The organism is Rossellomorea aquimaris (assembly GCF_020172085.1).
Lineage (GTDB): Bacteria > Bacillota > Bacilli > Bacillales > Bacillaceae_B > Rossellomorea > Rossellomorea aquimaris_E.
Genome location: NZ_JAIVAT010000005.1, coordinates 284225 through 305183 on the forward strand (window position 1 = coordinate 284225; position 20959 = coordinate 305183).

Sequence of the window (20959 nt, forward strand, 5' to 3'; positions counted from 1 at the left end):
TCCTTTTCAGAATACGTTATCTTTATATTCGGGTAATCCGGATTGAACCGATCTTGACATCGACAGTCAGTTTTATTTTTTTACTTGCTTCTTCATATTCAGGGGAACGGTAATACAATTCAGAGCGTATATCCGCAGACTTCTGGTCAAACAACCTCACATCCCCAACCTGTACTTTCAAGGTAATTTCCACCGGCACATTCTCCGGTATGATCATCTTTACATCACCAATCCATCCTTTGATGGCAATAGGTGTTTCCCCTTCCGGAATGAAGGCTTTACTGAAATCAAAATAGTAATCTCCTATGGCGTTGTAAAGTTTCATATTTTCAAGTGGCCAGTTCGGTTCTGAAAAGCGTATATCCCCTACGATGAATCCTCTGTTGATTTTATTTTTCTTCTGAAGAATCTTTTCTCCCATCGGTTGATGCTCATCATTCATTTCCGGAATTCTTTCAAACGGGTAATCACTGCTAATACTCACTTTAATCGGTTTATTCCTTACCACCCTATGAATGGCAATGGCAATAATGAAAACCGGCCAGAGTTTCCACCAATTCCCGTAATCAAAATCAACCAGATTATACCCGTCTAGAATGATCAACGCTCCAAGTGCGAGACTAAACAACCCGAATAACAATTTACCGAAGCTTTTTTTCAAGAAGCTGTCCACTGACCACTTCAATCCAAGCAGTAATAACAAAATAGGAATTATATTGACAAATATCTGCGTTATTTCCAAGGAAATGACACCTATATTCAATAGTAATAGCAACAGCCCTATTACCAATAACAAAAATGAAAAAAACCATTGTTTTCTACCTTTGTATCTCATACTTGCACCACCTTCACATCACTTATTAGATTCGCTATTGCCCTTGGCATTTCCTGTTAGTACTTCCATTATAGAATCGTTCCCATGATTATTTGACGAGCATTGGCATGATTTCTCCTCCGTCCACAGACGGAAAAATGTTTTCTTGCTGAATCACACCTTATCTGCGTTTTCATAATCTATAGTACAGATCAGGGCAAACGCCTAAGGTTTGAGGAACGACATTTGAGGAGGTTTTCTAATGGGGATAGATTTAACGGCTCTTCATTGGATTTATTTAGCTTTCATAGGATTGATCATACTTTTTATGATTTTCCGTAAAGACACAACCATTGTATGTATTTTGGGGATTTTCAGTATTGCCTTAGTGGCAACGGGATCGTTAAGTGGATCGATCAGCAGCATATTTAATAGTTTCATCTTTGCCATCACCGAATTGCTTTCTACGATTCTCGTCATTTCCATTATCGTTGCCATGAGTAAAGGACTGACGTCAACCGGAATAAATGATGTGATGATTCGACCATTTACGAAGTTCATCCGCACCCCTGCGCTTGCCTATTGGACCATTGGCCTGGTCATGATGTTCATTTCCTGGTTTTTTTGGCCCTCTCCTGCAGTGGCACTCCTTGGAGCTGTATTGGTACCGGTTGCCTTACGAGTCGGATTACCGGCCCTTGGCATTGCCATGGCTATGAACTTATTCGGTCACGGAATTGCCCTTTCAGGTGACTTTGTCATCCAGGCTGCCCCTAAGCTGACGGCAGATGCTGCAGGTATTCCTGTATCTGAAGTCATATCGGCCAGCATCCCCCTGATTATTGTCATGGGAGTGGTCACCACCGTTACGGCATTCATTTTCCTTAAGAGGGATATGAAAAAGGGGAACCTCACCGTCGATTCATCGTCTATTGCCGCTATTGGTGATGAGCACGATGCTTCACATCATCTTCTATCATCAGGTTGGAAAAAAGCGATCGCCATCCTGATTCCCATTCTATTCGCCGCAGATATTACGGCTATGGTCCTGTTTGACCTTCAAGGTGGAGATGCCACGGCACTAATCGGTGGAACATCCATCATCATTCTACTCTTGATTTCATTGGTTGCTTATAAAGGGAAGGGGCTTGAGAAGACGACCAGCTTCATGATCGATGGGTTTCAGTTCGGGTTCAAGGTGTTCGGACCTGTCATCCCCATTGCTGCTTTCTTCTACCTTGGTGATTCAGGATTTCAAACCATCATCGGTGATTTCCTTCCAGGGACGTCTCACGGAATCGTCAATGACCTTGGCGCAGCCCTTGCTGCCGCCGTTCCACTTTCCAAAGCAGTCGGGGCCGTTACTCTTACGACGGTCGGGGCGATTACCGGACTTGATGGATCAGGGTTTTCAGGTATTTCCCTTGCAGGGTCTGTAGCCAATCTTTTTGCTGAAAGCATCGGTTCCGGAATCGCTACCCTTACGGCACTTGGTCAGGTAGCAGCCATCTGGGTCGGTGGGGGAACCCTCGTACCATGGGCACTAATACCCGCAGCCGCCATCTGCGGAGTCGACCCATTCGAACTCGCCCGGCGCAACCTCCTACCCGTCATCATCGGCTTAATCGCTACTACCATAGTAGCAGTGTTTTTAATATAAAAGGAGAGGGACGGACCTTGGCTTTCAAGGTCCGTCCCTCCTACCTTCCAGGTCTCTTCTCATAAAGGAAGATACATAGTACGAAAAAGGAGTATCCCAAAAGGAAACCGGCAGCAACATCAGAGGGGAAGTGAACCTGTTCCACCACCCTGCTTATCCCTGTAAAAAGGGAGAGGATGACAGCAAAAATAAAAATCGCGATTCTCTTTCCTGCGGAAGAAATCTCTTTACTCAGAAAATACGCGAGGACCAGTAAGAAAACAAGTCCGACCATAGCATGGCCGCTCGGAAAGCTGAATCCCTCTTCTCCATGAGAGTATGGTGGCCGCTCCCGTCCCATCAAGCCTTTGATCGCTTTATTCAATACATTGCTCCCGGCTACCAACACTACAACGGTGATGATGCCAACAAAGTCCTTCTTAATCCACCATAGATACAGAATTAAAGCAATGGTCCCAATTCCTATCACCAATTCCGTGCCGACCACTGAAAACCATTTGAGAAAGTGTAGACTATGCATATTCACAAGCAAGTAATCTTCTCCGAAAATGTCTATTTCATGATAAACAAAATGGGCGATGGCCATAAATAGTACGAAAGAAATGATAGCCGTTATGTAATGGATTTTTTTCATCGTATTCCCCCTAGCATTTCATTATAATTCCCCACTCCTCCCCTCACGTTTAGTGTTATAATATTCGTAATATTCACCAAACATTAGGAGGTTCTGCACTTGCTGAATGAATTATATCAGAAATTAGAAGAACGTTGGATAGAAATGGTTGAAATCAGAAGATTTCTCCATCAACACCCGGAGTTATCCTTCCAAGAAGTAAACACGGCAAAGTATATCGCGAATTACTACAAAGACCTCGGCATCCCCGTAAAGGAACAAGTCGGCGGAAACGGTGTCGTTGCCAGAATTGAAGGTTCTCTGCCCGGTAAGACCGTAGCCCTTCGTGCAGACTTTGACGCCCTTCCCATTCAGGATGAAAAGGATGTGGAATATCGCTCGACCGTACCAGGTGTCATGCATGCATGCGGGCACGACGGACATACAGCCACACTTCTTGTACTCGGGAAGACCCTCCATGAAATGCGTGATACCCTTTCGGGAACAGTGGTTCTCATTCATCAGCACGCTGAAGAATATGCACCTGGTGGAGCAAAATCCATGATTGAAGCGGGATGTCTGGAAGGCGTTGACGTCATCTTCGGAACGCATTTATGGTCCACCGAACCGCTCGGAAAAGTCCTCTACCGAACCGGACCGATCATGGCCGCAGCAGACCGTTTTGAAATTGTGATCAAAGGTTCCGGAGGTCACGGCGCACAGCCTCATAAAACTAAGGATTCCATCGTGATAGGGGCTCAAGTTGTTTCTGACCTCCAGCAAATAGTCAGCAGAAGAGTTAATCCAATCGAACCTGCCGTCGTGACCATCGGTTCCTTTATAGCGGATAATGCGTTTAATGTCATAGCGGATTCAGCTAAGCTGGTTGGAACGGTACGCACCTTCAATCCTGAAGTCAGGGATTTTATTGAAGAAGAAATCGAACAGATTTTAAAAGGGGTATGCCTTTCAGGCCGCTGTGATTATGACTACGTGTATGACCGTGGATATCCTGCGGTAGTAAATCATCCTGAGGAAACTGACCTTCTTATAGAAAGCACCGATTCTGTAGATGAAGTCCATACCGTGGAAGAAATCGAGATGCAGATGGGCGGCGAAGATTTTGCCTACTATTTAGAACAAGTGAAGGGGACTTTCTTCTTTACAGGAGCCAAACCGGATAATGTGGATATTGCTTTCCCTCATCACCATCCTAAATTTGACATTAACGAAAAAGCCCTTTTGACTGCTGCAAAATCACTGGCAAGTGCTACACTTTCCTATCAAGAAAAACATTCAGCTTCAGAAACAGTTCAAAATTAACCAAAAAGGATCGGGTACGAATTTCGTACCCGATCCTTTCTTCTTAGTAAAAACGATGGTTCTGCTCCATTTTACTGACCACCAATACCCACCAGATCAAGAGCGGCTGGAACAATAATCTGATCCAAAGCAGCAGCTGATTCGCTTCTTCCTGTCCAGGTGCAGGTATTCCTTTAATGGCTGCATATATGTTTGCAGGGAACACAAGGACTAAATACACCGCCGTTACAAACCCGGTTTTTTCACGGGTCTTAGGGATCAACAATAATACAGACAATATAAATTCAATGATTCCCGTAATATAAACAAGCTCTTCCCTTAATGGAATGAATGGGGGAATCATTTCTGCAAATCCTCGAGCTTCCATAAAATGAAATACGCCTGCTAAAAAGAAGAAGAAGGAAAATAAAATAAGTCCTACAATCTTCCATGCCTTTTTCCTTTTATTCATCTATTACACACCTCGCTATTACTTGTTACTATACCTGAAGTCATACTGAAAATAAAAAGAAGTGTTTTCATCCAGGATGACCTTACAAAAAAGAAGATCGATCATACAGATCGACCTCCCCATCATATCTATTCTAATTCATTAAAGAAGCGAATCCGATAAGCAAATTTTGCCACTTCACCAAGTTGATCCAGCAGTTGATAATTCGCGTACGCCCCTACCACTGCCCCGACGCCGGGGATGAGCTGCAACATTTTCATAAAATCGATGTAATCCCGATATTCCTGCTGAAAGGTTCGCCAATCGAGCTCCTTCAACTTTTCTCTTTCTTTTTCCCAGTTTTCGATGATATAAAGGACTTCCTTCTTATGAGAATCACTGGAAAAAGCGAGCTGGAACACATACAGAAGAAATAAGCGCTCCTCATATTGTTTAGGATCATATCCATGTATTAATGAGCATTCACTTAAAAACTTCATCTTAATGGACAAGAGCAGCGGGAAATCCGCCAGACCAAGGAAGATCCCTCCGGCACCGGTACCAGCACCTTCAATGGTCGCAGCTTTCCGGTAAAACTCCATGCGTTCCTTCATCAGTACTTCCCGTTCTTGGAGTCCATGCACACATGGGATATCCTGAAGGGACACCCATTCGCTCCCCTTTAGAGTGACCTCCACCATTTTCTTAATACTTTCCGTTACGACCTTATGTGCTTTCTCCGGTATCCATTGGTTCACTTTCGTTTGTGCCTGCTTGGAAACCCTTTGGATAATGGACGATTTCCTGGTGAATTTCCTTTTCCAAGACTCGAGTTCTTCTCTTTCATGGTTCACTTTAAAAGCACCATCCTTTTTATCAGCCTTGACTCATTATACGTTCATCTAATCCGGGTCGTTTCACTAAAAAAGTGTTTCCTCCATTTTCTTTAACCGCTGCACTAAATAGAACTGACTGAAGAAGATGGAAAAAGTCATGCCTGCAAGCAGTGTGATCAGCCCGGGAAGCCATTCTCCTCTTACAAAGAGAGGCAGGGAAAATACAATTGCCTGAATCATCATCGACTGACTCATGATTTTTTGGAAAGATGATTTTTTCAATTCCCTTGACACAGGGTAAATGAGCACCCAGATCTTATAGTCAAAACGTTTGAATAATGGAATCATTTGAAAAGCTGTCAAATAAAGAAACACCAGCGCCGTCAAAATACTGAAAATGAAGGATGAATTTGAATAAATCAGTATCACACCGATGAGGGTCAATCGAATATAGAGACCTGAATATTCACTCGTTCTCACCAGTGAACGAAGATATAAATAGCGATAGGTCGATGCTTGTGAGAAAGGTGCCTTCACAAGCCAATCCAGCCATTTTCTCCTGTGTACTTTCCCTTTCAATTTTGGAACATCCGTGAACATATTGGCAATCCGATAAAAAATCAGCATTCGCTGTTCTTCGAGATTGATCAATAAATCCCATTTGAGATTCTTCCCTTTTGTCGCTTGGTAAAAATAAAGGGCGTATCCGAGCATCAGCACGCTGATGGCGGCAGTCATCCACAGGTCTGCTTCTGATAAAACAAGGAATACGAGTACCGCGCTCAATAGAAACCTTACCAGACTGTCAATCCAATGAGCTTCCCTCTCCTGAAACCTCAGCATGAACCAGCGAACATAAAGATTCCAAACCTTAATGGCGAGTACAAATGCAAGCAGCGGGAAGAAGCTGCCGAAGCTATTGCCAGATACCGCTACATACATGGGCATAAGGGCCGCGAGCACCAGGAGCTGTATGTATGATTGGAACATAAAGCTGATCCAGATGCATTTGGTGAAATAACTTGATAAACGCCCCTCTAAAGGTAAAAGAAACACTGCATCCGCTTCCCGGAGAAATGTGTACACCGGGCTCCATGCCAATAAGAGACCCAGGATGAGAGCCATGATTAATGGTGCGGGAAAAGTTGGCTGAAGTGTCTTCACCCACTGATTATAGGTAAAGGCTGCTCCTCCCAAAGCAAAGATCAGGACAAATAATAAATGATCGTTGAACATGTATTTCAAATACTTTTGAAGCTCCTGGTTATACTCTACTATCCGTTTCTTCCAGATGCTTTCTACATTATTCATCATCTGATTCTTCCTTTGTCAGCTGGATATATATATCATCCAACGTTGCTTCCGGCATGGAGAACTCCGCCCGAAGCTCATCAAGGGTACCTTTCGCCCTGATCTTCCCTTCATGAAGGATGACGAATGAATCACAGTATCTTTCTGCAGTAGCCAATATATGGGTAGACATAAGGATGCCAGCACCGTCTTCTTTCATTTCCTGCATCCAATCAAGTAAAGACTGGATACCGAGTGGATCCAAACCTACAAATGGTTCGTCAATGATATAAAGGCTTGGCTGGATTAGAAAGGCACACATGATCATGACCTTTTGCTTCATCCCCTTGGAGAAGTGGGCAGGGAACCAGCTCATCTTCTTCTCCATCCTAAATGCCTTTAACAGCTTGTCGATTCTCCCTTTATATTCAGATTCTGAAAGTCCATACGCCATGGCTGTTAGCTTCAGATGTTCCTCAAGGGTGAGTTCATCATATAAAATCGGTGTTTCAGGTATGTATGAGAATTGCTTGCGATATTGGTCGGCATCCTTCTTCAACGTATGGCCGTTGATGGAAACCTCTCCTTGTTTAGCCTCCATCAGACCGATGATGTGCTTGATGGTGGTACTTTTACCCGCTCCATTCAATCCGATTAATCCAACAATTTCGTTAGAATCAATGGAAAAGGAAATATCCTTTAAGACCGGCTTCCTTGTATACCCGCCGACAAGGTGCTTGATTTCTAATAATGACACGAGCAGCAACGTCCTTTCTCTTTTCACGTATTGTTTCTATTTTATCAAAATTCCTTGGGAATGGCATGTTTTGAATAAACACCTTTCCATATTTTAGAATTCATAACCACCATGCCTTCTGCACAACATAATATCAGAAGGGGCCAGCAATAAGAAAAAGGGGATGGTTGTTAAAGACCAGCTAACCGATTTCACTATTGTTTGCGACTTGAAGGATTCGTCGTCTTCTATAGTGAATGACACACTCACCCAATTCATTTAATCAAAAATTGATAAATGAGGTGTTTGTTAAAGCACATTTTGACTAAATCAACTTTCTTACTAAGCTTTTTTAGCCTACAAGATAAGGGGATGGTCAGTTTGCACAGAGTCATTCATGTTCCTAACGATTTACACATATCATCCTTATAGCAAATGAGGTGTTTGTCCAAGACAGCTTACTGTTTCTATTGTCTTAATTGCTTAAATAGCGAAAAGATAAGGGGATGGTTGCATTGAACAAAGTTCATTCTACCCAAGAATGGTACACTTTCGAAGCTACTAACGAATGAGGTGTTTATCAAAGAGAATGAAGCCTGACATATAAACCTTAAAGTATTACCCCTTCGATAGAAGAGAGGCAGGAAACCCGTTCCTGTCTCTTCTTCATTTATTGTGCTAATAATGGTAAAATACATACACCATTACTGAAAGGTGGAAATGAATATGAGTGACTGTATTTTTTGTAAAATCATCGATGGGGAAATCCCGGCAATGAAAGTCTACGAAGATGATCATGTCCTTGCTTTTCTTGACATCAGTCAGGTGACGAAAGGTCATACGCTTCTTATTCCTAAAGTACATAAAGAAAACGTGTATGAGCTGACACCGGACATGGCGAGTCACCTCTTCTCTGTAGCACCTAAAATCGCAAATAGTATTAAGGCTGAGTTTAGCCCTATAGGAATGAACCTGTTAAGCAATGCAGGTGAAGAAGCAGGACAATCCGTCTTCCATTTCCATATGCACTTCATTCCACGCTACGGCAATGGGGATGGCTTTGGGGCCGTTTGGAAAACCCACAATGACGATTATAGTCAAGAAGACTTAAAAGGAATTGCCGATTCCATCGCTCAGCATCTATCTTAACAACGGGAGTCCGCCCCTATACATGTATAGGAGTGGACTTTTTTCAGAAAATTTAATCTTTGACACAAGAACACTATATGTTATAATGTACCTATCTTTTCGCTAATGGCAATAGTGCACATTAGGAGAAGCAGAAATACAAAAGTTCAGTTTAGTTGAGGAGAGATGAGAAATGAATACAAAAACACTTGTATCCCTATCTTTATTAGTAGGGATCGGAGCTGTCCTGCACACAGTGATACCGGGAATTTTCCTGGGTATGAAACCGGATATGATGCTGACCATGATGTTCTTGGGCATCATCCTGTTCCCAGCCAAGAAAAACGTCTTGCTTTTAGGTTTATTGACAGGAGTCATCTCAGGATTGACGACTCAGTTCCCTGGTGGGTTCTTACCAAATCTGATTGATAAGCCCATAACCGCATTCGTTTTTTACGGATTGTTTCTTGCGACAAAGAAAATCACTCGTTCTTTAGTAGGCGCTTCTGTTCTTACCGCTGTCGGTACACTCGTATCGGGAAGTATCTTCTTACTTTCTGCATATGTAATCGTAGGATTGCCTGGAGCTTTCTTCGCTCTATTTGCTGCAGTCGTACTTCCGGCAACAATTGTAAACGCCGGAGCGATGTTCGTCGTGTATCCGATCATCAACGGTATTTTAAAGCGTTCATCCATTCGGGAGGCTGTCACGACAGAACAGCTATCCTGAATAACGAAATAGAAAAGCCCTGGAGGTTATGCCATCGTCATAACCTCCAGGGCTTTTTCAATTAACCTGCCGCAAACCAGAACAGGATTCCTATCAGAAAGGTGATCAATCCACCGGAGCCCAAAATGGTAGCACGCTTTTTCAATACATTCTTAGGAGGGTACATACCAGGTTTTTGAATACTAACGAAGTTATACACCATGCTTAAAAATAAAACGACACTGAGTGCAAAGAAACCAAAAATTATTCCGTCCATCCTTTTTGAACCTCCCCCTCTCCACCACCTCTTACCTTTATTTTTATGCTGTCAAGAAGACAGATATGAACGGACTTGTTTTAATCTGTCCTAAAAGGGAAAAGGAGAATACATATTGATTGTAGAAATATAGTATTATAGAAATAGAAGAACGAGGTGATAACATTATGAATAAAAAATCCTTAGCCTACGGACTTTTAATCGGTGGAGTGGTCGGAGGAGTCGCATCCCTTCTTACATCTCCTTCATCCGGAAAAGAAATCCGAGCACAAATCAAAGACAAAAAAGACGATTGGACTAGCGTCGTCGAGGAAATGAAAGGCCATATCGGTGAATTGAAAGAATCCATCGGTACCTTATCCCAGGAAGGAAAAGAAACCGTCCTTCAGCTCTCCAAGGATCTTCAAGCATCCTTCAAGCAATGGCAGGCTTCAACGGAACCCAACAACCAGCGACTTCAGGAAGAAATCCAATCCATCCAACGAACCATCGAAGAGCTGGAAAAGTCCATTAACTCAGCCAATACAACGAATCAATAATGAAATCCCCGCGAGCTTCTCATCCATTTTCACGGATACAGGCTCGTGGGGATTCTCTTTTATTAACGCTCTTTTCACAAAGATTGTTGTTATTTTACACAGACTATGATTTGCAAATGCTCTGTCAATGAGTATGAGCCAAAGGGTGATGCAATTATTGACAGAGCTAAATGGTTATTAAAATCATTATAGAATGAAATTTACATTGTTATACAAAGACATTTAGGCTTAGCAGTTGATTCTCGCTGCAGGTGCTCGACTCCTGCGGGAAACGCTGGACAGGATGAAAAGCGGAGGCGGCTCGTTCAGCCCCGACAAGCATAAGATGAATGGGCCTAAGAAGGCGTTTTTTACCTTCTTGGATCATTTAGCTTATGACCTCGAGGGGCTAGCCGCCGTAGCTGGATCTTGAGACCCCACAGGGCTTTAGCCCGAGGAGGCTCACCGCCAGCCCCGCGGAAAGCGAGCACCTGGAGCGGAAATCAACCACCTCTCGCTTGTACAAAAGCAACAATGTTAAAAAACAACCTTTTTAAAAAATATATTTATTTTCTCTCCGATTTCTTTCAGTATAGTGATCACCCCGGAAAATCCCGTCATTACAGCATTCAATCCTTCTGTTTTTTCTATTTTGAAGCAGATGCACCAACCAAAAATTATATACTTCGAAAAATTTTGTCAATTTAGCCTTTATTAATTATTACTTTATTGGCATAATAAAATATAAGCGCTTTCTTTTTTTGATAATCGTGAAGCTTATTCTTTGGAACTGCTTACAACGGAACAAATTCAGAACAGCTTATATTAAAAAAAGATTTTCTAGCAAAGTGGGTGAATGAGATGAAGGAAAGAGAATTTACTTTAAAAGAGGCTATGCTCTTCAGCCAAAGGATGGCCCAGCTTAGTAAAGCTTTGTGGAAGGCCATAGAAAAGGACTGGCAGCAGTGGATCAAGCCATATGACTTGAATATCAATGAACATCATATTCTCTGGATTGCGTATCATTTAAAGGGTGCTTCCATTTCGGACGTAGCCAAATTTGGTGTTATGCATGTATCCACAGCATTTAATTTCTCGAAGAAATTAGAAGAACGAGAACTCCTTGAGTTTTCCAAGAGGGAGAATGATAAGCGGAACACGTATATTCAATTGACAGACAAGGGTGAAAACATTCTTCTCGATCTAATGAAGAACTATCAGCCTGAAAGTCACTCCATCTTCCAGGGAGTATCTCCATTACGCGAATTATATGGAAAATTCCCTGAAATGATTGAAATGATGACTGTTGTCCGAAATATTTATGGAAATGACTTTATGGAAATATTCGAAAAATCCTTCCACAATATTGAGAATGATTTTTCTGATGATAACGGTAAGCTCGGTGAACTATTTGAAGATGAGGAAGAATTGGCTTAAACTACAAGCTCTTCTGCAATTGTTTCATCAAAACAGGGTAAATGTTTTGTACAAGGCAGCTATTCACGACTTCATGCACATCAAGCTTTGCATGAAGACCTTCTTCAAATTCTTTAAAAAGCGGAGTATTGTACACGAATCCTTCCGCTTTTTGTTTTTTAAGCTTCATGCTCAATCTATCACATATGACAAGGAACTCTTCCACTTCCTTCTTGGACAATCCATTACGGATAATCAAACGGTAAAAAGGAAATCCATTATCAGGTATCATCTCCGCCATTAGCCTCTGATGATACTCCAGTTTCTCTATTCGCTTTATTAGTTCGTTCATATTCATCACCTGCCAACATACTCATACTCTCATTGTACAAAACTATCACATACCTGTCGCCTCAAACATCCCTCAAAAAATAAGAAAAAATCCTTCCAAAATGTATTGATTTTTTCCGGCAATCGTAATAAAGTATGTAAAGCATCTTATTAACCACTATTCGTCTAATGGAGGCGATTTTTTTATGCATTGCTGGAAAACAATCAATCTGGAAAAACAATTTGGGTTTTACCGAGTCTTTTTACTTTCATCGATCATCATGATGATGGTATTCTCATTAATATACGTACCTATTAATTTACTATTTCCAAGTTCGTTCTACGATAATCACTTCCTTGGATTCTTCGTGGGATTAGTGAGCATATATCCATTGCATAAATTTTTTCACATCGTGCCGATACTGCCCTTTGTGAAAAAGATAAAATGCAAATGCAACAGAAAAATGTATTTATTGCCGATTCTCTCGTTAAGAGTCGATCAACCGATCTCAAAATACCGCTATTTGGTCGCCCTTGTGGCTCCATTTTTCGTTTTGAACAGTATTTTGTTGTATGGGTGCTTTCATTTTCCTCACTACTCGCATTACTTTACAATGCTGCTTGCGTTTCATTCAGGAATCTGTGCCATTGACTTTATCTACGCAAGACAGTTGATGAACTCACCAAAGAATGCCTTGATCGAAGAAAATGAAGACGGATATGAAATATTGATATATCAGTAAGGATGATGGATGGCCATTGATGTATTTACTCGATGGAAGAAGTCATCCTTCTCATATTTTTACGGCTCATTCACCATTTTCCTGGTTGTTTATACGAAAAAAGCTTCATTTACATGAACCGGGTAATACTCTTGCTACCAATTAGGGAAAGAATTTGGTAATGTATAGTCTATAGGAGATAACGGGGAGGGGTTTGGATGATCTCCATGTTTTTAGTGCTTGCAGTTTTCATCTTATTTTATATAAATAAAATGACAAATGCATTATGTTTACAAAAAGAAATACCTGAAGAACGCCAACCTAAGGTGTTTAGAACCATCAATATCCTAATCACCATACTACTGGTCTCTTCATATATAGAAATCTTATTTACATAGAAGAAATGCGGAGGCGGCTTGGTAAGCCCCGACAAGCATAAGAAATGCTACCCGATAGGAAATAAACACCTATCCGGTAGCTTTTTCTTATGGACCCAAGGGGCTGACGCCTTCAATATTCACCTGATATTATCGACTTTGACACACTTATTATCGACTTTTCAAATATATTATCGACTTCACCCATTTTATTATCGACTTCTCAAATATATTATTGACTTTAAGCCTTTTATTATCGACCTTGATGCAACCCTTAAGAATCTTCAACGACAAAACGATGCCGCCCTCGACTTCTCCTACTAAAAAAGCAGACCCGGAAAAACCGGATCTGCTTTTTTCTATTCAAATTAGCAAACGTATGCTGCACCAATGATGATTAACAAAATGAATAAAACTACGATTAACGCGAAACCTCCGCCGTAAGCACCTGACATATGCGCTTCCTCCTTTCATGTACGAAAAGCATAAACATATGATATGAAGCAAAAGGGGCTTCCTATCTTAAGATATCGCCCCCTCTTACAGTCTTTATCCGATACATCTGAACCCTGAGGCTAAAATTATAGCCATGCTGCACCCACAATGATTAACAGGATGAACAGTACTACGATTAACGCGAACCCTCCGCCGTATGCATTACCCATAACTTTCCACCTCCTTTGAAGCGCTAATTTATCTTATTCAAGTTAGCTGCCATTTGTTTTAGGCTAATGTCATAAATTTAAATTTTTTTAGTATAGATATGCGGCACCAACGATGATTAATAAGATGAACAGCACTACGATTAACGCGAATCCGGAATTGTATCCACAGCTCATATTTATTACCTCCTTTTCTCTCTTCGCTCTTATCATATGAAGGAACCTAGGAAATGGGTGTGTAAAATGCCCATTTTTCTGAAGATAACTTTGGAAAATATTTTTTTTCATGGAAAAAGTGTGTTATAGTATGTTTTGTAGAAATTTGACAAGCCATCAAGCGAATATATTGTAGGAGTTGGTCACCATGAAAAAATGGATCATTTCAGTATCATTGGCTGCCGGAGTCGTAGGACTTGCAGGATGCAGCGGTGACGGTGCTGAAGGGAACAGTGACGTTGTTGCAACAACAAAAGCTGGAGATGTAACAAAAGATGAACTTTACAAATCGATGAAACAGAAATTCACTCCACAAATGGAACAAGCCCTTCAGGAGCTGGTATACACTAAAGTCCTTGAAGAGAAGTATGACGTATCAAAAGAGGAAGTTGATGAAAAGCTGAATGAAGCGAAAGATCAATTGGGACCTCAATTCGATATGTTCTTACAACAATATAACCTGGACGAAAAGTCGTTCAAACAATACTTAAAGCTTCAATTACTTCAAGAAAAAGCCGCCATTTCCGATGTGAAAGTAACGGATAAAGAAGTAAAAGAGTACTACGAGAAGTGGAAGCCGGACATCAAGGTGCGCCATATCCTTGTAGAAGATGAAAAAACCGCTAAAGAAGTCAAACAGAAATTGGCTGATGGAGCGAAATTTGAAGACCTTGCCAAGGAATACTCCACAGATCCCGGTTCTGCTGAAAACGGCGGAAGCTTAGGATGGGTAGACTACGCTGGTCGTCAAAACTTTGTTCCTGAATTCTCCAAAGCACTCGATACTCTTGAAAAAGGCAAAGTGAGCGAGCCGATCAAGACAGAATATGGCTATCACATCATCGAAGTGACAGATAAAAAAGAAAAGAAATCCTTTGACGACATGAAAAAGGAAATTGAAAACGAATTGAAGCTTTCCAAAGTGGATCCTCAAAAAATCCAGGAAGCCATGAAAGCTGAAATCGAAAAAGCTGATTTGAATATCAAAGACAAAGACCTGAAAAAATCATTCGATCAAGTATTGAATCCACCTGCAGCACCTGAAGGCGGAGAAACTCCTGCTCCTGAAGGTGAAGCTCCTGCAACGGAAAAACAGGAGTAATCTAAAAAGGACTGAAGGCTACTATTAGCCTTCAGTCCTTTTTCTATATAGGTTAAGATGTTAATTGACGTCTCTTCTCTTTCTCCTCTTCCATCCGATTGATATAGACTTCCCCTTCTTTTTCGATCCACTCGTCTTCCAACGTCTTTTCTTCCTTCGCAGACTTAATTGTCATAAACGCGCTCCCGAAAATCCCTGCTACAACCAAGTACATCCAAATAGGCAGTGTCAATTGCTTCATCTCCTTATAGGTTTGTCCTCTTTTATACACTATATGAAGACGACGACAAAATCATGACCATCCCATCAAAAAAAGGACCCGATGCCAGACCGGGTCCTCTTCGTCTTATTTATGAAACGTCGGCTTGTAGAACGAACGATTATCCAGGGCGAATACTCTTTCCGTATACTCTCCAGGTTTCACCCGTGATAGTGCACGATCCAGCATATTCATCTTCGCATCTACATTATCGATATAATGGAGAATCTCCGCTTCACGGATAAGTGGCGGTTTTGGACTCCCCCATTCCGCCTTGCCGTGATGACTCAGGACAAGATGTTGAAGGATCATGGTTTCCTCTCCTTCGATTCCGAGTTCCTCTGCTGCTTTTCCAATTTCATTCACCATGATCGAAATGTGTCCGATCAAATTCCCTTCAATCGTATAGGATGTCGAAGTCGGACCAGATAACTCAATGACTTTTCCGAGATCATGCAGGATCACCCCTGCATAAAGAAGATCCGTATCCAGAGAAGGATATAGTCCAGCAATGGCTTTCGAAAGATCCAGCATGGATACAACGTGATACGCAAGACCTGATACAAATTCATGGTGATTCTTTGTCGCTGCCGGATATTCCAGGAAAGGCTTCTGATATTTTTTAATCAGGTGCCTTGTGATGCGCTGAATGTTCGGGTTCCTCATTTCAAAAATATATTGTGTAATCTTACTTGTCATTTCATCGATACTGACAGGTGCCGTTTCAAGGAAGTCTGAAATAGCGTATCCGTCCGCAGGGGATGTAGGGCGAATCTGCTTGATCTTAAGCTGGTTTTTTCCACGGTAACTATGTATGTCACCTACGACCTTAACGATCGTTTCAGGCTGGAAAGCCTTCTCATCCTGCTCAGAAGCGTCCCAAAGCTTCGCTTCCATGTCTCCGCTCTTATCTTGAAGAATCAGCGTTAAAAACGGCTTCCCTGTATTTGTCGTACCTTTCGTCATCTGTTTGATTAAAAGGGGCAGATCAATGGTCTCACCGACATTGAAATGTGTAATTCCTGTCATCTCTTCTCCTCCGTCCAACTATAATAGTAGTTTCAGTATATCATATTTTGATGAATAACAAGGATGGAAAGGGTTGGGGTGGCCTCCCACTTCCATAGAAATCTATCTCTGAATGAGGCTTTGTTTAGCCCCCTTCAAGGTCCGTCCCTCCAGTATCTTCAATATAAAAACCGTCTCATGTGAGAGACGGTTCCATTTTAGTTCACTGATGCTCTTTTATGTTTTTTACTGATCCAGACTTTCGTTGAGACGAGTCCTACCAGCATGACGAATGCGCCAAAATAGTAGGGGATGTGGATATCCCATTCAAACAAGGTTCCGGCAAGTAATGGTCCGGCGACGTTTCCCAGGCTGAGGAATGAGTTATTCAGTCCCATCACCGTTCCCTGCCTATTACCTGCCAGCTTTGAAATCAATGAGTTCAGGGAAGGGCGCAGCATGGAGTTCCCGACAAAGAATACTGCAGTAGTCAATAGTACACCCGTGAAATTAGTGGCAAAGTTCATGATGACAAACCCGAGTGCGCTTAGAAGCAGCGAGGCAGTCACGACTTTTTCCTCACCGAATTTCTTTGTCGCCCTTCCGACTCCAACACCCTGGACGAGGGTACCGATGATCCCGATGATCAGGATGATGATTCCTACTTCCTGTGGACCATAACCATATCGTTCCAACGCATAATAGCTGAAGATGGATTGGAAATTGGCAAGTCCGAAGCTCATGATGAATACCAGAACAAGCAAGAATCCGACCGGACTTATCACAGCATTCTTCATGACAACAAAACGGTTTTCCCTCTTTTCATCCGGATCATAAGTTCTTTCTTCCTTCGGATAGGATTCAGGTAGAATGATGACCGAGACGGCTGCGGCAATCGATGCGGCGATACCGGCAAAGATGAACGGATAAGAGAGATTGATTTCTGCCAGCCATCCCCCGATTCCGGGTCCGATGACGATGCCGAGTCCCATGGCGGCTCCAAGGATGCCCATTCCCCGGCCACGATTCTCTTCATCCGTGACATCCGACACATAGGCCATTGCTGTTGGCATTAATGCCGAACCAAAGACCCCCGCCAGGACCCTCGACAGAAACAGCATCCAAAGCCCTGTTGCGAAGGCAAAAATGAATTCTGCGATGGCAAATCCAATCAGCCCGATAGTGATCAACGGCTTCCGTCCGATCCGGTCGGATAAACGCCCCCAGACAGGAGCAAAGAGAAACTGCATAAAAGCAAATACAGCCACCAATGCCCCAAGTGTTTGGGCATTGGCGTTGAATTTTTCTACATAGAATGGAAGGATTGGGATGACCAGTCCGATTCCAACCATGACGATGAATAAGTTAAAGCTCAGTAAAGCCAGTGGACCACGATTTCGTTTCCACCCTGTTGTTTTTGTCATAGCTTGTGTTCCTTTCCTTCTTGCGCTCATTTCTCACCCGTGCATTCATCTGCTTTCATCCTGCACGGACTTCAATAAAACTCCTAGTACATTGTAACCAATCCAGATACTAATTACCATTGGTATCTGACCAAATCAGGAAATACGGATGGATTCATTTCGATACAACTTAATCACTTCATCGTCGTCAAATGTATCTTTAACATGGGGATGACAGGTGAAAAATATCATCTGATGGCTTACGGCCATTTTTCTTAGAAGTTTCAAAAATGCTTGAGTTCTGTCTTGATCGAAGTTGACCACTCCATCATCAATCAGTACAGGCAATGGATATTTATCTCGGAATGACTGGATGAGTGCAAATCGAATCGAGATGTAAAGTTGCTCTTTCGTCCCTTGACTGAGTTCGACTGCATGAAAGACGGAACCATCCTTTCTCTCAACTTTGATCATTTCGTCCTCTAGTAAGAAAATGCGTTGGTAGTGCCCTTCTGTCAGTTCTCGGAAGATTTCTTCTGCCTGTTGCAGGACTTTAGGCATTTTGGTTTTCTGATAGAGTTCGATAGTCTTGTTTAAGGATATTTGTGCTAACGTGTATCCTGACCACTCATTGGCCAGTTCCTGTAGTTCCGCTTTTTTGCTTTGGAATTCCTGAAGGATGGACGAATAACTTTTCCCTTCTTCTAACATCTTTATTTCATATACAACAGAGGCAAGTTCTTTCTGTTGAGTGGATACCTCAAGTGACAGCTGATCGATTGATTGAGTGATGAGGGTGATCGCTTTCATGATTTCTTCCTCTGCATCAAATTCAGCAAACGTACTGAGGGTTCGCCCTGTAAGCCTTGTCCTCATCCCACTGTATTGTGACCAAAGCCCATCTCTTTCCTCAACCTGAATGGCCTTCTCCCGAAATGCCGTTTCATCAACGCAACCTGAATCCTTAAAGAGGGCATTTATATCATCTCGAATCTTTCTGTTTTCTATGGTTCGTTTTTCGAGTTCAAGAGAAAGAGGCTCCAATTCTGACTGTGCATTTTCAATTGTCAGCTGCTGCTTTTTTTGATCCTGCATGATTTTTTTTATTTGTATGAAGCTTTCTTCTACCGAAGTGAATGTCATGGAATGTCGTTGAAACCACATTTTACACTCTTCAACGTAATCACTTACGTTACGGGATATAGAGGCAACTTGTTCGGATAAATGTGTAAATGTTTCATAGGCATATACCAATTCTTTCATTTTGCCAAACGCGTCGCGGAGCGATTTCCAATTGAACTCGGGTGGCAGTCTCAATGACGCTTTAAGCTGTGCGATTTTTTCCTCCACGACAACGATTTCCTTCTCAAGCCATTTCTTTTTTTCATCCAGCTTATGGATTTTACCTTCCTGTTCTTCTAATGATAAGATGCGCTGCTTCCATTCGTTTCGAAACTCCATTTGTTCCTTGAGGCTTTGTTCTATTCTTTCAGGAGAGTAATCGTTCTTCTCTTCTCTTGGCTTTAATTCATTCACTCTCGTTCTGATTTTGTGCAGGGAGCGGGCTTCTTCCCTAAGAGCTTTTCTTGACTGCATGCCAGTAACTCCTACTACGGCCATCAGAATGAAGCAAACCGCCGCAATGAACCAATCCGCCTTAAAGATTCCCCATGCACTGATTCCAAGTAAAAGAAGAAGGGCTGTGCTGCTTAACACCAGCTGTTGAGAAAATGTTGCCTTTTTCCTGCTATAACTCTCTTCTGACTCCTGCAATTGCATGTTCATCCACTGCATCTGATCTTGTGAAGCTTGATGTCTGGACTGGGCTTTTACTGCACGTTGCAAGTCTTGATATTCATCCTCTGGCATCAAACGGTTTTCTAGTATTTCACATTTTCTTTCGATTGCATGAAGCTCTTCCATTCCCTCTTCATATTGCTTCTGCAGGCTTTCACGGTCATGGAGAAGTTTCGTATATTGCTCCACGCTTTGCTGAATTTGATCTGACATCATCAAGCTGGTATTGAGTGTCGGAATGGATTCCATCTCGATATCAAGCCCCAGCTCTCTGAGCGTGTCACTGATTTTTCTTTGAATCACGATTAACTCTCTGTTACGTTCACTTCTTTCCTCGTTCCACTTAAAATAATAGGTTTGTCTTGAAAGTATCTTTTCCATGAAAGGAATTTCATTCAGAAGTGAAATACCGGCATTTTCCTCATCTATTTTTTGTTGAAGTTTTTCTTGCTTTGCGGTCAGGGTTTCAATATAGGATGATATTTGTCTTTCTTCGATTTTCAGCTCATTCAGCCTCTCCAGACCCTTTGTGGGAAATTTAATGTCTTTCAGTTGTGAAAGACGCTCCTCCACTTCTTTATATTGGACCAGTGTCCCCCAATTCTCCTGTGCAGCAATCAGGTCCTCTTTTCTTTCGGATAGGGCCTCCTTTTCAGTCTCAGATGATAAGATGTTTTCCTCAAGGGAACTGCGCTTGTCTACCAGGGGCAAATATCGTTCATTTTTCTCTTTCCCTTCCCGTACCTGCTTTTCAAGGGATTTTAATTGAGTTATTACCTCATTGATTTTGGGTTTTCTACCTGATTTCTTAAACAACTGATCTCTTTCTTTCTGCCAATCCTGCTCCAGCCTTAAAAGGGTATCCGTCCCTGTGGAACCTGCAGTGAAGAGATAGCGGTTCAGTTCTTCCTTTTTTAGGCGCTGAATGTTTTGGATCCCTTCGAGGTTGAAAGAGAATATATTCTGATATGTCGCTCGATCCATTCTCCCGAGTAACCGCTGAAGGGTGTCTTCCCCTTCCATTCTGCCGTCTTCGAATTGGACTGTTACGTCCCCTGTAGCTTTCCCTTTGATTCGTTGGATACTTACGATTCCCTCACCTTCGATTTGACAAAGAATCTTACCGCCATATTCTGTCGATGTTTTCGGAACATACCTCAAAAGGGATTGCTGCTTCGTTGGAAAACCGAACAGAATGCTGTGAATGAATGACATGATCGTTGATTTACCTGCCTCGTTCTCTCCATAGAATAATTGAAGATCCTTCAATGTATATTGCTTGTTTTCTATTTTTCCATATCCGTAAATATGAAGTTCAAGTAATTTCACTTAT

At 42.0% G+C, this 20959-nt stretch carries 24 protein-coding genes; 9 read left to right on the forward strand and 15 right to left on the reverse strand.

The window, feature by feature from the left end:
- Positions 1–22: 22 nt before the first annotated feature.
- Positions 23–835 (reverse strand): cell wall-active antibiotics response protein LiaF, encoded by an 813-nt coding sequence (gene liaF, locus LCL96_RS11650; protein ID WP_224941638.1) that lies wholly within the window; start codon positions 833–835, stop codon positions 23–25.
- Between the two features lie 241 nt (positions 836–1076).
- Here liaF and LCL96_RS11655 point away from each other — a divergent pair, with 241 nt between their 5' ends.
- A complete protein-coding gene (locus LCL96_RS11655; protein WP_224941639.1) occupies positions 1077–2474 on the forward strand; it encodes a hypothetical protein in 1398 nt (465 codons plus the stop codon).
- 40 nt (positions 2475–2514) lie between these two features.
- On the opposite strand, the gene LCL96_RS11660 is transcribed toward LCL96_RS11655, so the two are convergent.
- Positions 2515–3108, reverse strand: coding sequence for a phosphatase PAP2 family protein (locus LCL96_RS11660; protein WP_224941640.1), 594 nt, complete (start codon positions 3106–3108; stop codon positions 2515–2517).
- 99 nt (positions 3109–3207) lie between these two features.
- Here LCL96_RS11660 and LCL96_RS11665 point away from each other — a divergent pair, with 99 nt between their 5' ends.
- Complete coding sequence (locus LCL96_RS11665) at positions 3208–4410, forward strand: M20 family metallopeptidase (RefSeq protein ID WP_318246423.1); 1203 nt, start codon at positions 3208–3210, stop codon at positions 4408–4410.
- 43 nt (positions 4411–4453) lie between these two features.
- Here the strand turns inward: LCL96_RS11665 and LCL96_RS11670 are convergent, their stop codons facing one another.
- The 4 genes from LCL96_RS11670 to LCL96_RS11685 all read right to left on the reverse strand — a co-directional run bounded on the left by LCL96_RS11670 (position 4454) and on the right by LCL96_RS11685 (position 7723).
- The gene (locus LCL96_RS11670; RefSeq protein ID WP_224941641.1) at positions 4454–4861 is read right to left on the reverse strand and encodes a DoxX family protein; all 408 of its coding nucleotides are present in this window, start codon (positions 4859–4861) and stop codon (positions 4454–4456) included.
- Positions 4862–4989: 128 nt separating this feature from the next.
- Complete coding sequence (locus tag LCL96_RS11675; protein WP_224941642.1) at positions 4990–5694, reverse strand: EcsC family protein; 705 nt, start codon at positions 5692–5694, stop codon at positions 4990–4992.
- 66 nt (positions 5695–5760) lie between these two features.
- Positions 5761–6990 (reverse strand): ABC transporter permease, encoded by a 1230-nt coding sequence (locus LCL96_RS11680; RefSeq protein WP_224941643.1) that lies wholly within the window; start codon positions 6988–6990, stop codon positions 5761–5763.
- A complete protein-coding gene (locus LCL96_RS11685; RefSeq protein WP_224941644.1) occupies positions 6980–7723 on the reverse strand; it encodes an ABC transporter ATP-binding protein in 744 nt (247 codons plus the stop codon). The genes LCL96_RS11680 and LCL96_RS11685 overlap by 11 nt, the downstream gene beginning before the upstream one ends.
- Positions 7724–8428: 705 nt before the next feature.
- Here LCL96_RS11685 and LCL96_RS11690 point away from each other — a divergent pair.
- Both LCL96_RS11690 and LCL96_RS11695 read left to right on the forward strand, forming a co-directional pair.
- The gene (locus LCL96_RS11690; protein WP_224941645.1) at positions 8429–8851 is read left to right on the forward strand and encodes an HIT family protein; all 423 of its coding nucleotides are present in this window, start codon (positions 8429–8431) and stop codon (positions 8849–8851) included.
- Between the two features lie 172 nt (positions 8852–9023).
- Positions 9024–9560 (forward strand): tryptophan transporter, encoded by a 537-nt coding sequence (locus tag LCL96_RS11695; protein WP_224941646.1) that lies wholly within the window; start codon positions 9024–9026, stop codon positions 9558–9560.
- Between the two features lie 61 nt (positions 9561–9621).
- On the opposite strand, the gene LCL96_RS11700 is transcribed toward LCL96_RS11695, so the two are convergent.
- Entirely contained in the window at positions 9622–9816 is a 195-nt protein-coding gene (locus LCL96_RS11700) for a hypothetical protein (RefSeq protein WP_224941647.1), read from the reverse strand.
- A gap of 167 nt (positions 9817–9983) precedes the next feature.
- Here LCL96_RS11700 and LCL96_RS11705 point away from each other — a divergent pair, with 167 nt between their 5' ends.
- Both LCL96_RS11705 and LCL96_RS11710 read left to right on the forward strand, forming a co-directional pair.
- Positions 9984–10355 carry a YtxH domain-containing protein gene (locus LCL96_RS11705; protein WP_224941648.1) on the forward strand — a complete coding sequence of 124 codons (372 nt, stop codon included), beginning with the start codon at positions 9984–9986 and terminating at the stop codon, positions 10353–10355.
- A gap of 840 nt (positions 10356–11195) precedes the next feature.
- On the forward strand, positions 11196–11771 hold the full coding sequence (locus LCL96_RS11710) for an HTH-type transcriptional regulator Hpr (RefSeq protein WP_224941649.1): 576 nt from the start codon (positions 11196–11198) through the stop codon (positions 11769–11771).
- A gap of 1 nt (position 11772) precedes the next feature.
- Here the strand turns inward: LCL96_RS11710 and LCL96_RS11715 are convergent, their stop codons facing one another.
- Entirely contained in the window at positions 11773–12102 is a 330-nt protein-coding gene (locus LCL96_RS11715) for a DUF1878 family protein (protein ID WP_224941650.1), read from the reverse strand.
- A gap of 184 nt (positions 12103–12286) precedes the next feature.
- Between LCL96_RS11715 and LCL96_RS11720 the strand changes: the two genes are divergently transcribed.
- Positions 12287–12823, forward strand: a complete 537-nt coding sequence (locus LCL96_RS11720) for a DUF3267 domain-containing protein (protein WP_224941651.1) — start codon at positions 12287–12289, stop codon at positions 12821–12823.
- 197 nt (positions 12824–13020) lie between these two features.
- Positions 13021–13200 (forward strand): hypothetical protein, encoded by a 180-nt coding sequence (locus LCL96_RS11725; protein ID WP_224941652.1) that lies wholly within the window; start codon positions 13021–13023, stop codon positions 13198–13200.
- A 347-nt stretch (positions 13201–13547) separates the two neighbouring features.
- Here the strand turns inward: LCL96_RS11725 and LCL96_RS11730 are convergent, their stop codons facing one another.
- From LCL96_RS11730 to LCL96_RS11740, 3 genes are all read right to left on the reverse strand, one after another.
- Positions 13548–13634 carry a YjcZ family sporulation protein gene (locus LCL96_RS11730; protein WP_082051156.1) on the reverse strand — a complete coding sequence of 29 codons (87 nt, stop codon included), beginning with the start codon at positions 13632–13634 and terminating at the stop codon, positions 13548–13550.
- Positions 13635–13760: 126 nt separating this feature from the next.
- Positions 13761–13844, reverse strand: a complete 84-nt coding sequence (locus tag LCL96_RS11735) for a YjcZ family sporulation protein (RefSeq protein WP_032089274.1) — start codon at positions 13842–13844, stop codon at positions 13761–13763.
- A gap of 87 nt (positions 13845–13931) precedes the next feature.
- On the reverse strand, positions 13932–14018 hold the full coding sequence (locus LCL96_RS11740) for a YjcZ family sporulation protein (protein WP_032089275.1): 87 nt from the start codon (positions 14016–14018) through the stop codon (positions 13932–13934).
- A 187-nt stretch (positions 14019–14205) separates the two neighbouring features.
- Between LCL96_RS11740 and LCL96_RS11745 the strand changes: the two genes are divergently transcribed.
- A complete protein-coding gene (locus LCL96_RS11745) occupies positions 14206–15159 on the forward strand; it encodes a peptidylprolyl isomerase (protein ID WP_224941653.1) in 954 nt (317 codons plus the stop codon).
- Between the two features lie 52 nt (positions 15160–15211).
- Here the strand turns inward: LCL96_RS11745 and LCL96_RS11750 are convergent, their stop codons facing one another.
- From LCL96_RS11750 to LCL96_RS11765, 4 genes are all read right to left on the reverse strand, one after another.
- Positions 15212–15391, reverse strand: a complete 180-nt coding sequence (locus tag LCL96_RS11750) for a sporulation YhaL family protein (RefSeq protein WP_412103573.1) — start codon at positions 15389–15391, stop codon at positions 15212–15214.
- Positions 15392–15505: 114 nt separating this feature from the next.
- A complete protein-coding gene (gene yhaM / locus LCL96_RS11755; RefSeq protein WP_224941655.1) occupies positions 15506–16447 on the reverse strand; it encodes a 3'-5' exoribonuclease YhaM in 942 nt (313 codons plus the stop codon).
- Between the two features lie 197 nt (positions 16448–16644).
- Positions 16645–17850 carry an MFS transporter gene (locus LCL96_RS11760; protein WP_224941656.1) on the reverse strand — a complete coding sequence of 402 codons (1206 nt, stop codon included), beginning with the start codon at positions 17848–17850 and terminating at the stop codon, positions 16645–16647.
- A gap of 135 nt (positions 17851–17985) precedes the next feature.
- On the reverse strand, positions 17986–20955 hold the full coding sequence (locus tag LCL96_RS11765) for an AAA family ATPase (protein WP_224941657.1): 2970 nt from the start codon (positions 20953–20955) through the stop codon (positions 17986–17988).
- Positions 20956–20959 lie beyond the last annotated feature (4 nt).

Coding starts and splice junctions, on each gene's coding strand:
- liaF (WP_224941638.1), bottom strand. CDS start 835: ATGAGATACAAAGGTAGAAAACAATGGTTTTTTTCATTTTTGTTATTG.
- LCL96_RS11655 (WP_224941639.1), top strand. CDS start 1,077: ATGGGGATAGATTTAACGGCTCTTCATTGGATTTATTTAGCTTTCATA.
- LCL96_RS11660 (WP_224941640.1), bottom strand. CDS start 3,108: ATGAAAAAAATCCATTACATAACGGCTATCATTTCTTTCGTACTATTT.
- LCL96_RS11670 (WP_224941641.1), bottom strand. CDS start 4,861: ATGAATAAAAGGAAAAAGGCATGGAAGATTGTAGGACTTATTTTATTT.
- LCL96_RS11680 (WP_224941643.1), bottom strand. CDS start 6,990: ATGATGAATAATGTAGAAAGCATCTGGAAGAAACGGATAGTAGAGTAT.
- LCL96_RS11690 (WP_224941645.1), top strand. CDS start 8,429: ATGAGTGACTGTATTTTTTGTAAAATCATCGATGGGGAAATCCCGGCA.
- LCL96_RS11695 (WP_224941646.1), top strand. CDS start 9,024: ATGAATACAAAAACACTTGTATCCCTATCTTTATTAGTAGGGATCGGA.
- LCL96_RS11700 (WP_224941647.1), bottom strand. CDS start 9,816: ATGGACGGAATAATTTTTGGTTTCTTTGCACTCAGTGTCGTTTTATTT.
- LCL96_RS11705 (WP_224941648.1), top strand. CDS start 9,984: ATGAATAAAAAATCCTTAGCCTACGGACTTTTAATCGGTGGAGTGGTC.
- LCL96_RS11710 (WP_224941649.1), top strand. CDS start 11,196: ATGAAGGAAAGAGAATTTACTTTAAAAGAGGCTATGCTCTTCAGCCAA.
- LCL96_RS11715 (WP_224941650.1), bottom strand. CDS start 12,102: ATGAACGAACTAATAAAGCGAATAGAGAAACTGGAGTATCATCAGAGG.
- LCL96_RS11720 (WP_224941651.1), top strand. CDS start 12,287: ATGCATTGCTGGAAAACAATCAATCTGGAAAAACAATTTGGGTTTTAC.
- LCL96_RS11725 (WP_224941652.1), top strand. CDS start 13,021: ATGATCTCCATGTTTTTAGTGCTTGCAGTTTTCATCTTATTTTATATA.
- LCL96_RS11730 (WP_082051156.1), bottom strand. CDS start 13,634: ATGTCAGGTGCTTACGGCGGAGGTTTCGCGTTAATCGTAGTTTTATTC.
- LCL96_RS11735 (WP_032089274.1), bottom strand. CDS start 13,844: ATGGGTAATGCATACGGCGGAGGGTTCGCGTTAATCGTAGTACTGTTC.
- LCL96_RS11740 (WP_032089275.1), bottom strand. CDS start 14,018: ATGAGCTGTGGATACAATTCCGGATTCGCGTTAATCGTAGTGCTGTTC.
- LCL96_RS11745 (WP_224941653.1), top strand. CDS start 14,206: ATGAAAAAATGGATCATTTCAGTATCATTGGCTGCCGGAGTCGTAGGA.
- yhaM (WP_224941655.1), bottom strand. CDS start 16,447: ATGACAGGAATTACACATTTCAATGTCGGTGAGACCATTGATCTGCCC.
- LCL96_RS11760 (WP_224941656.1), bottom strand. CDS start 17,850: ATGACAAAAACAACAGGGTGGAAACGAAATCGTGGTCCACTGGCTTTA.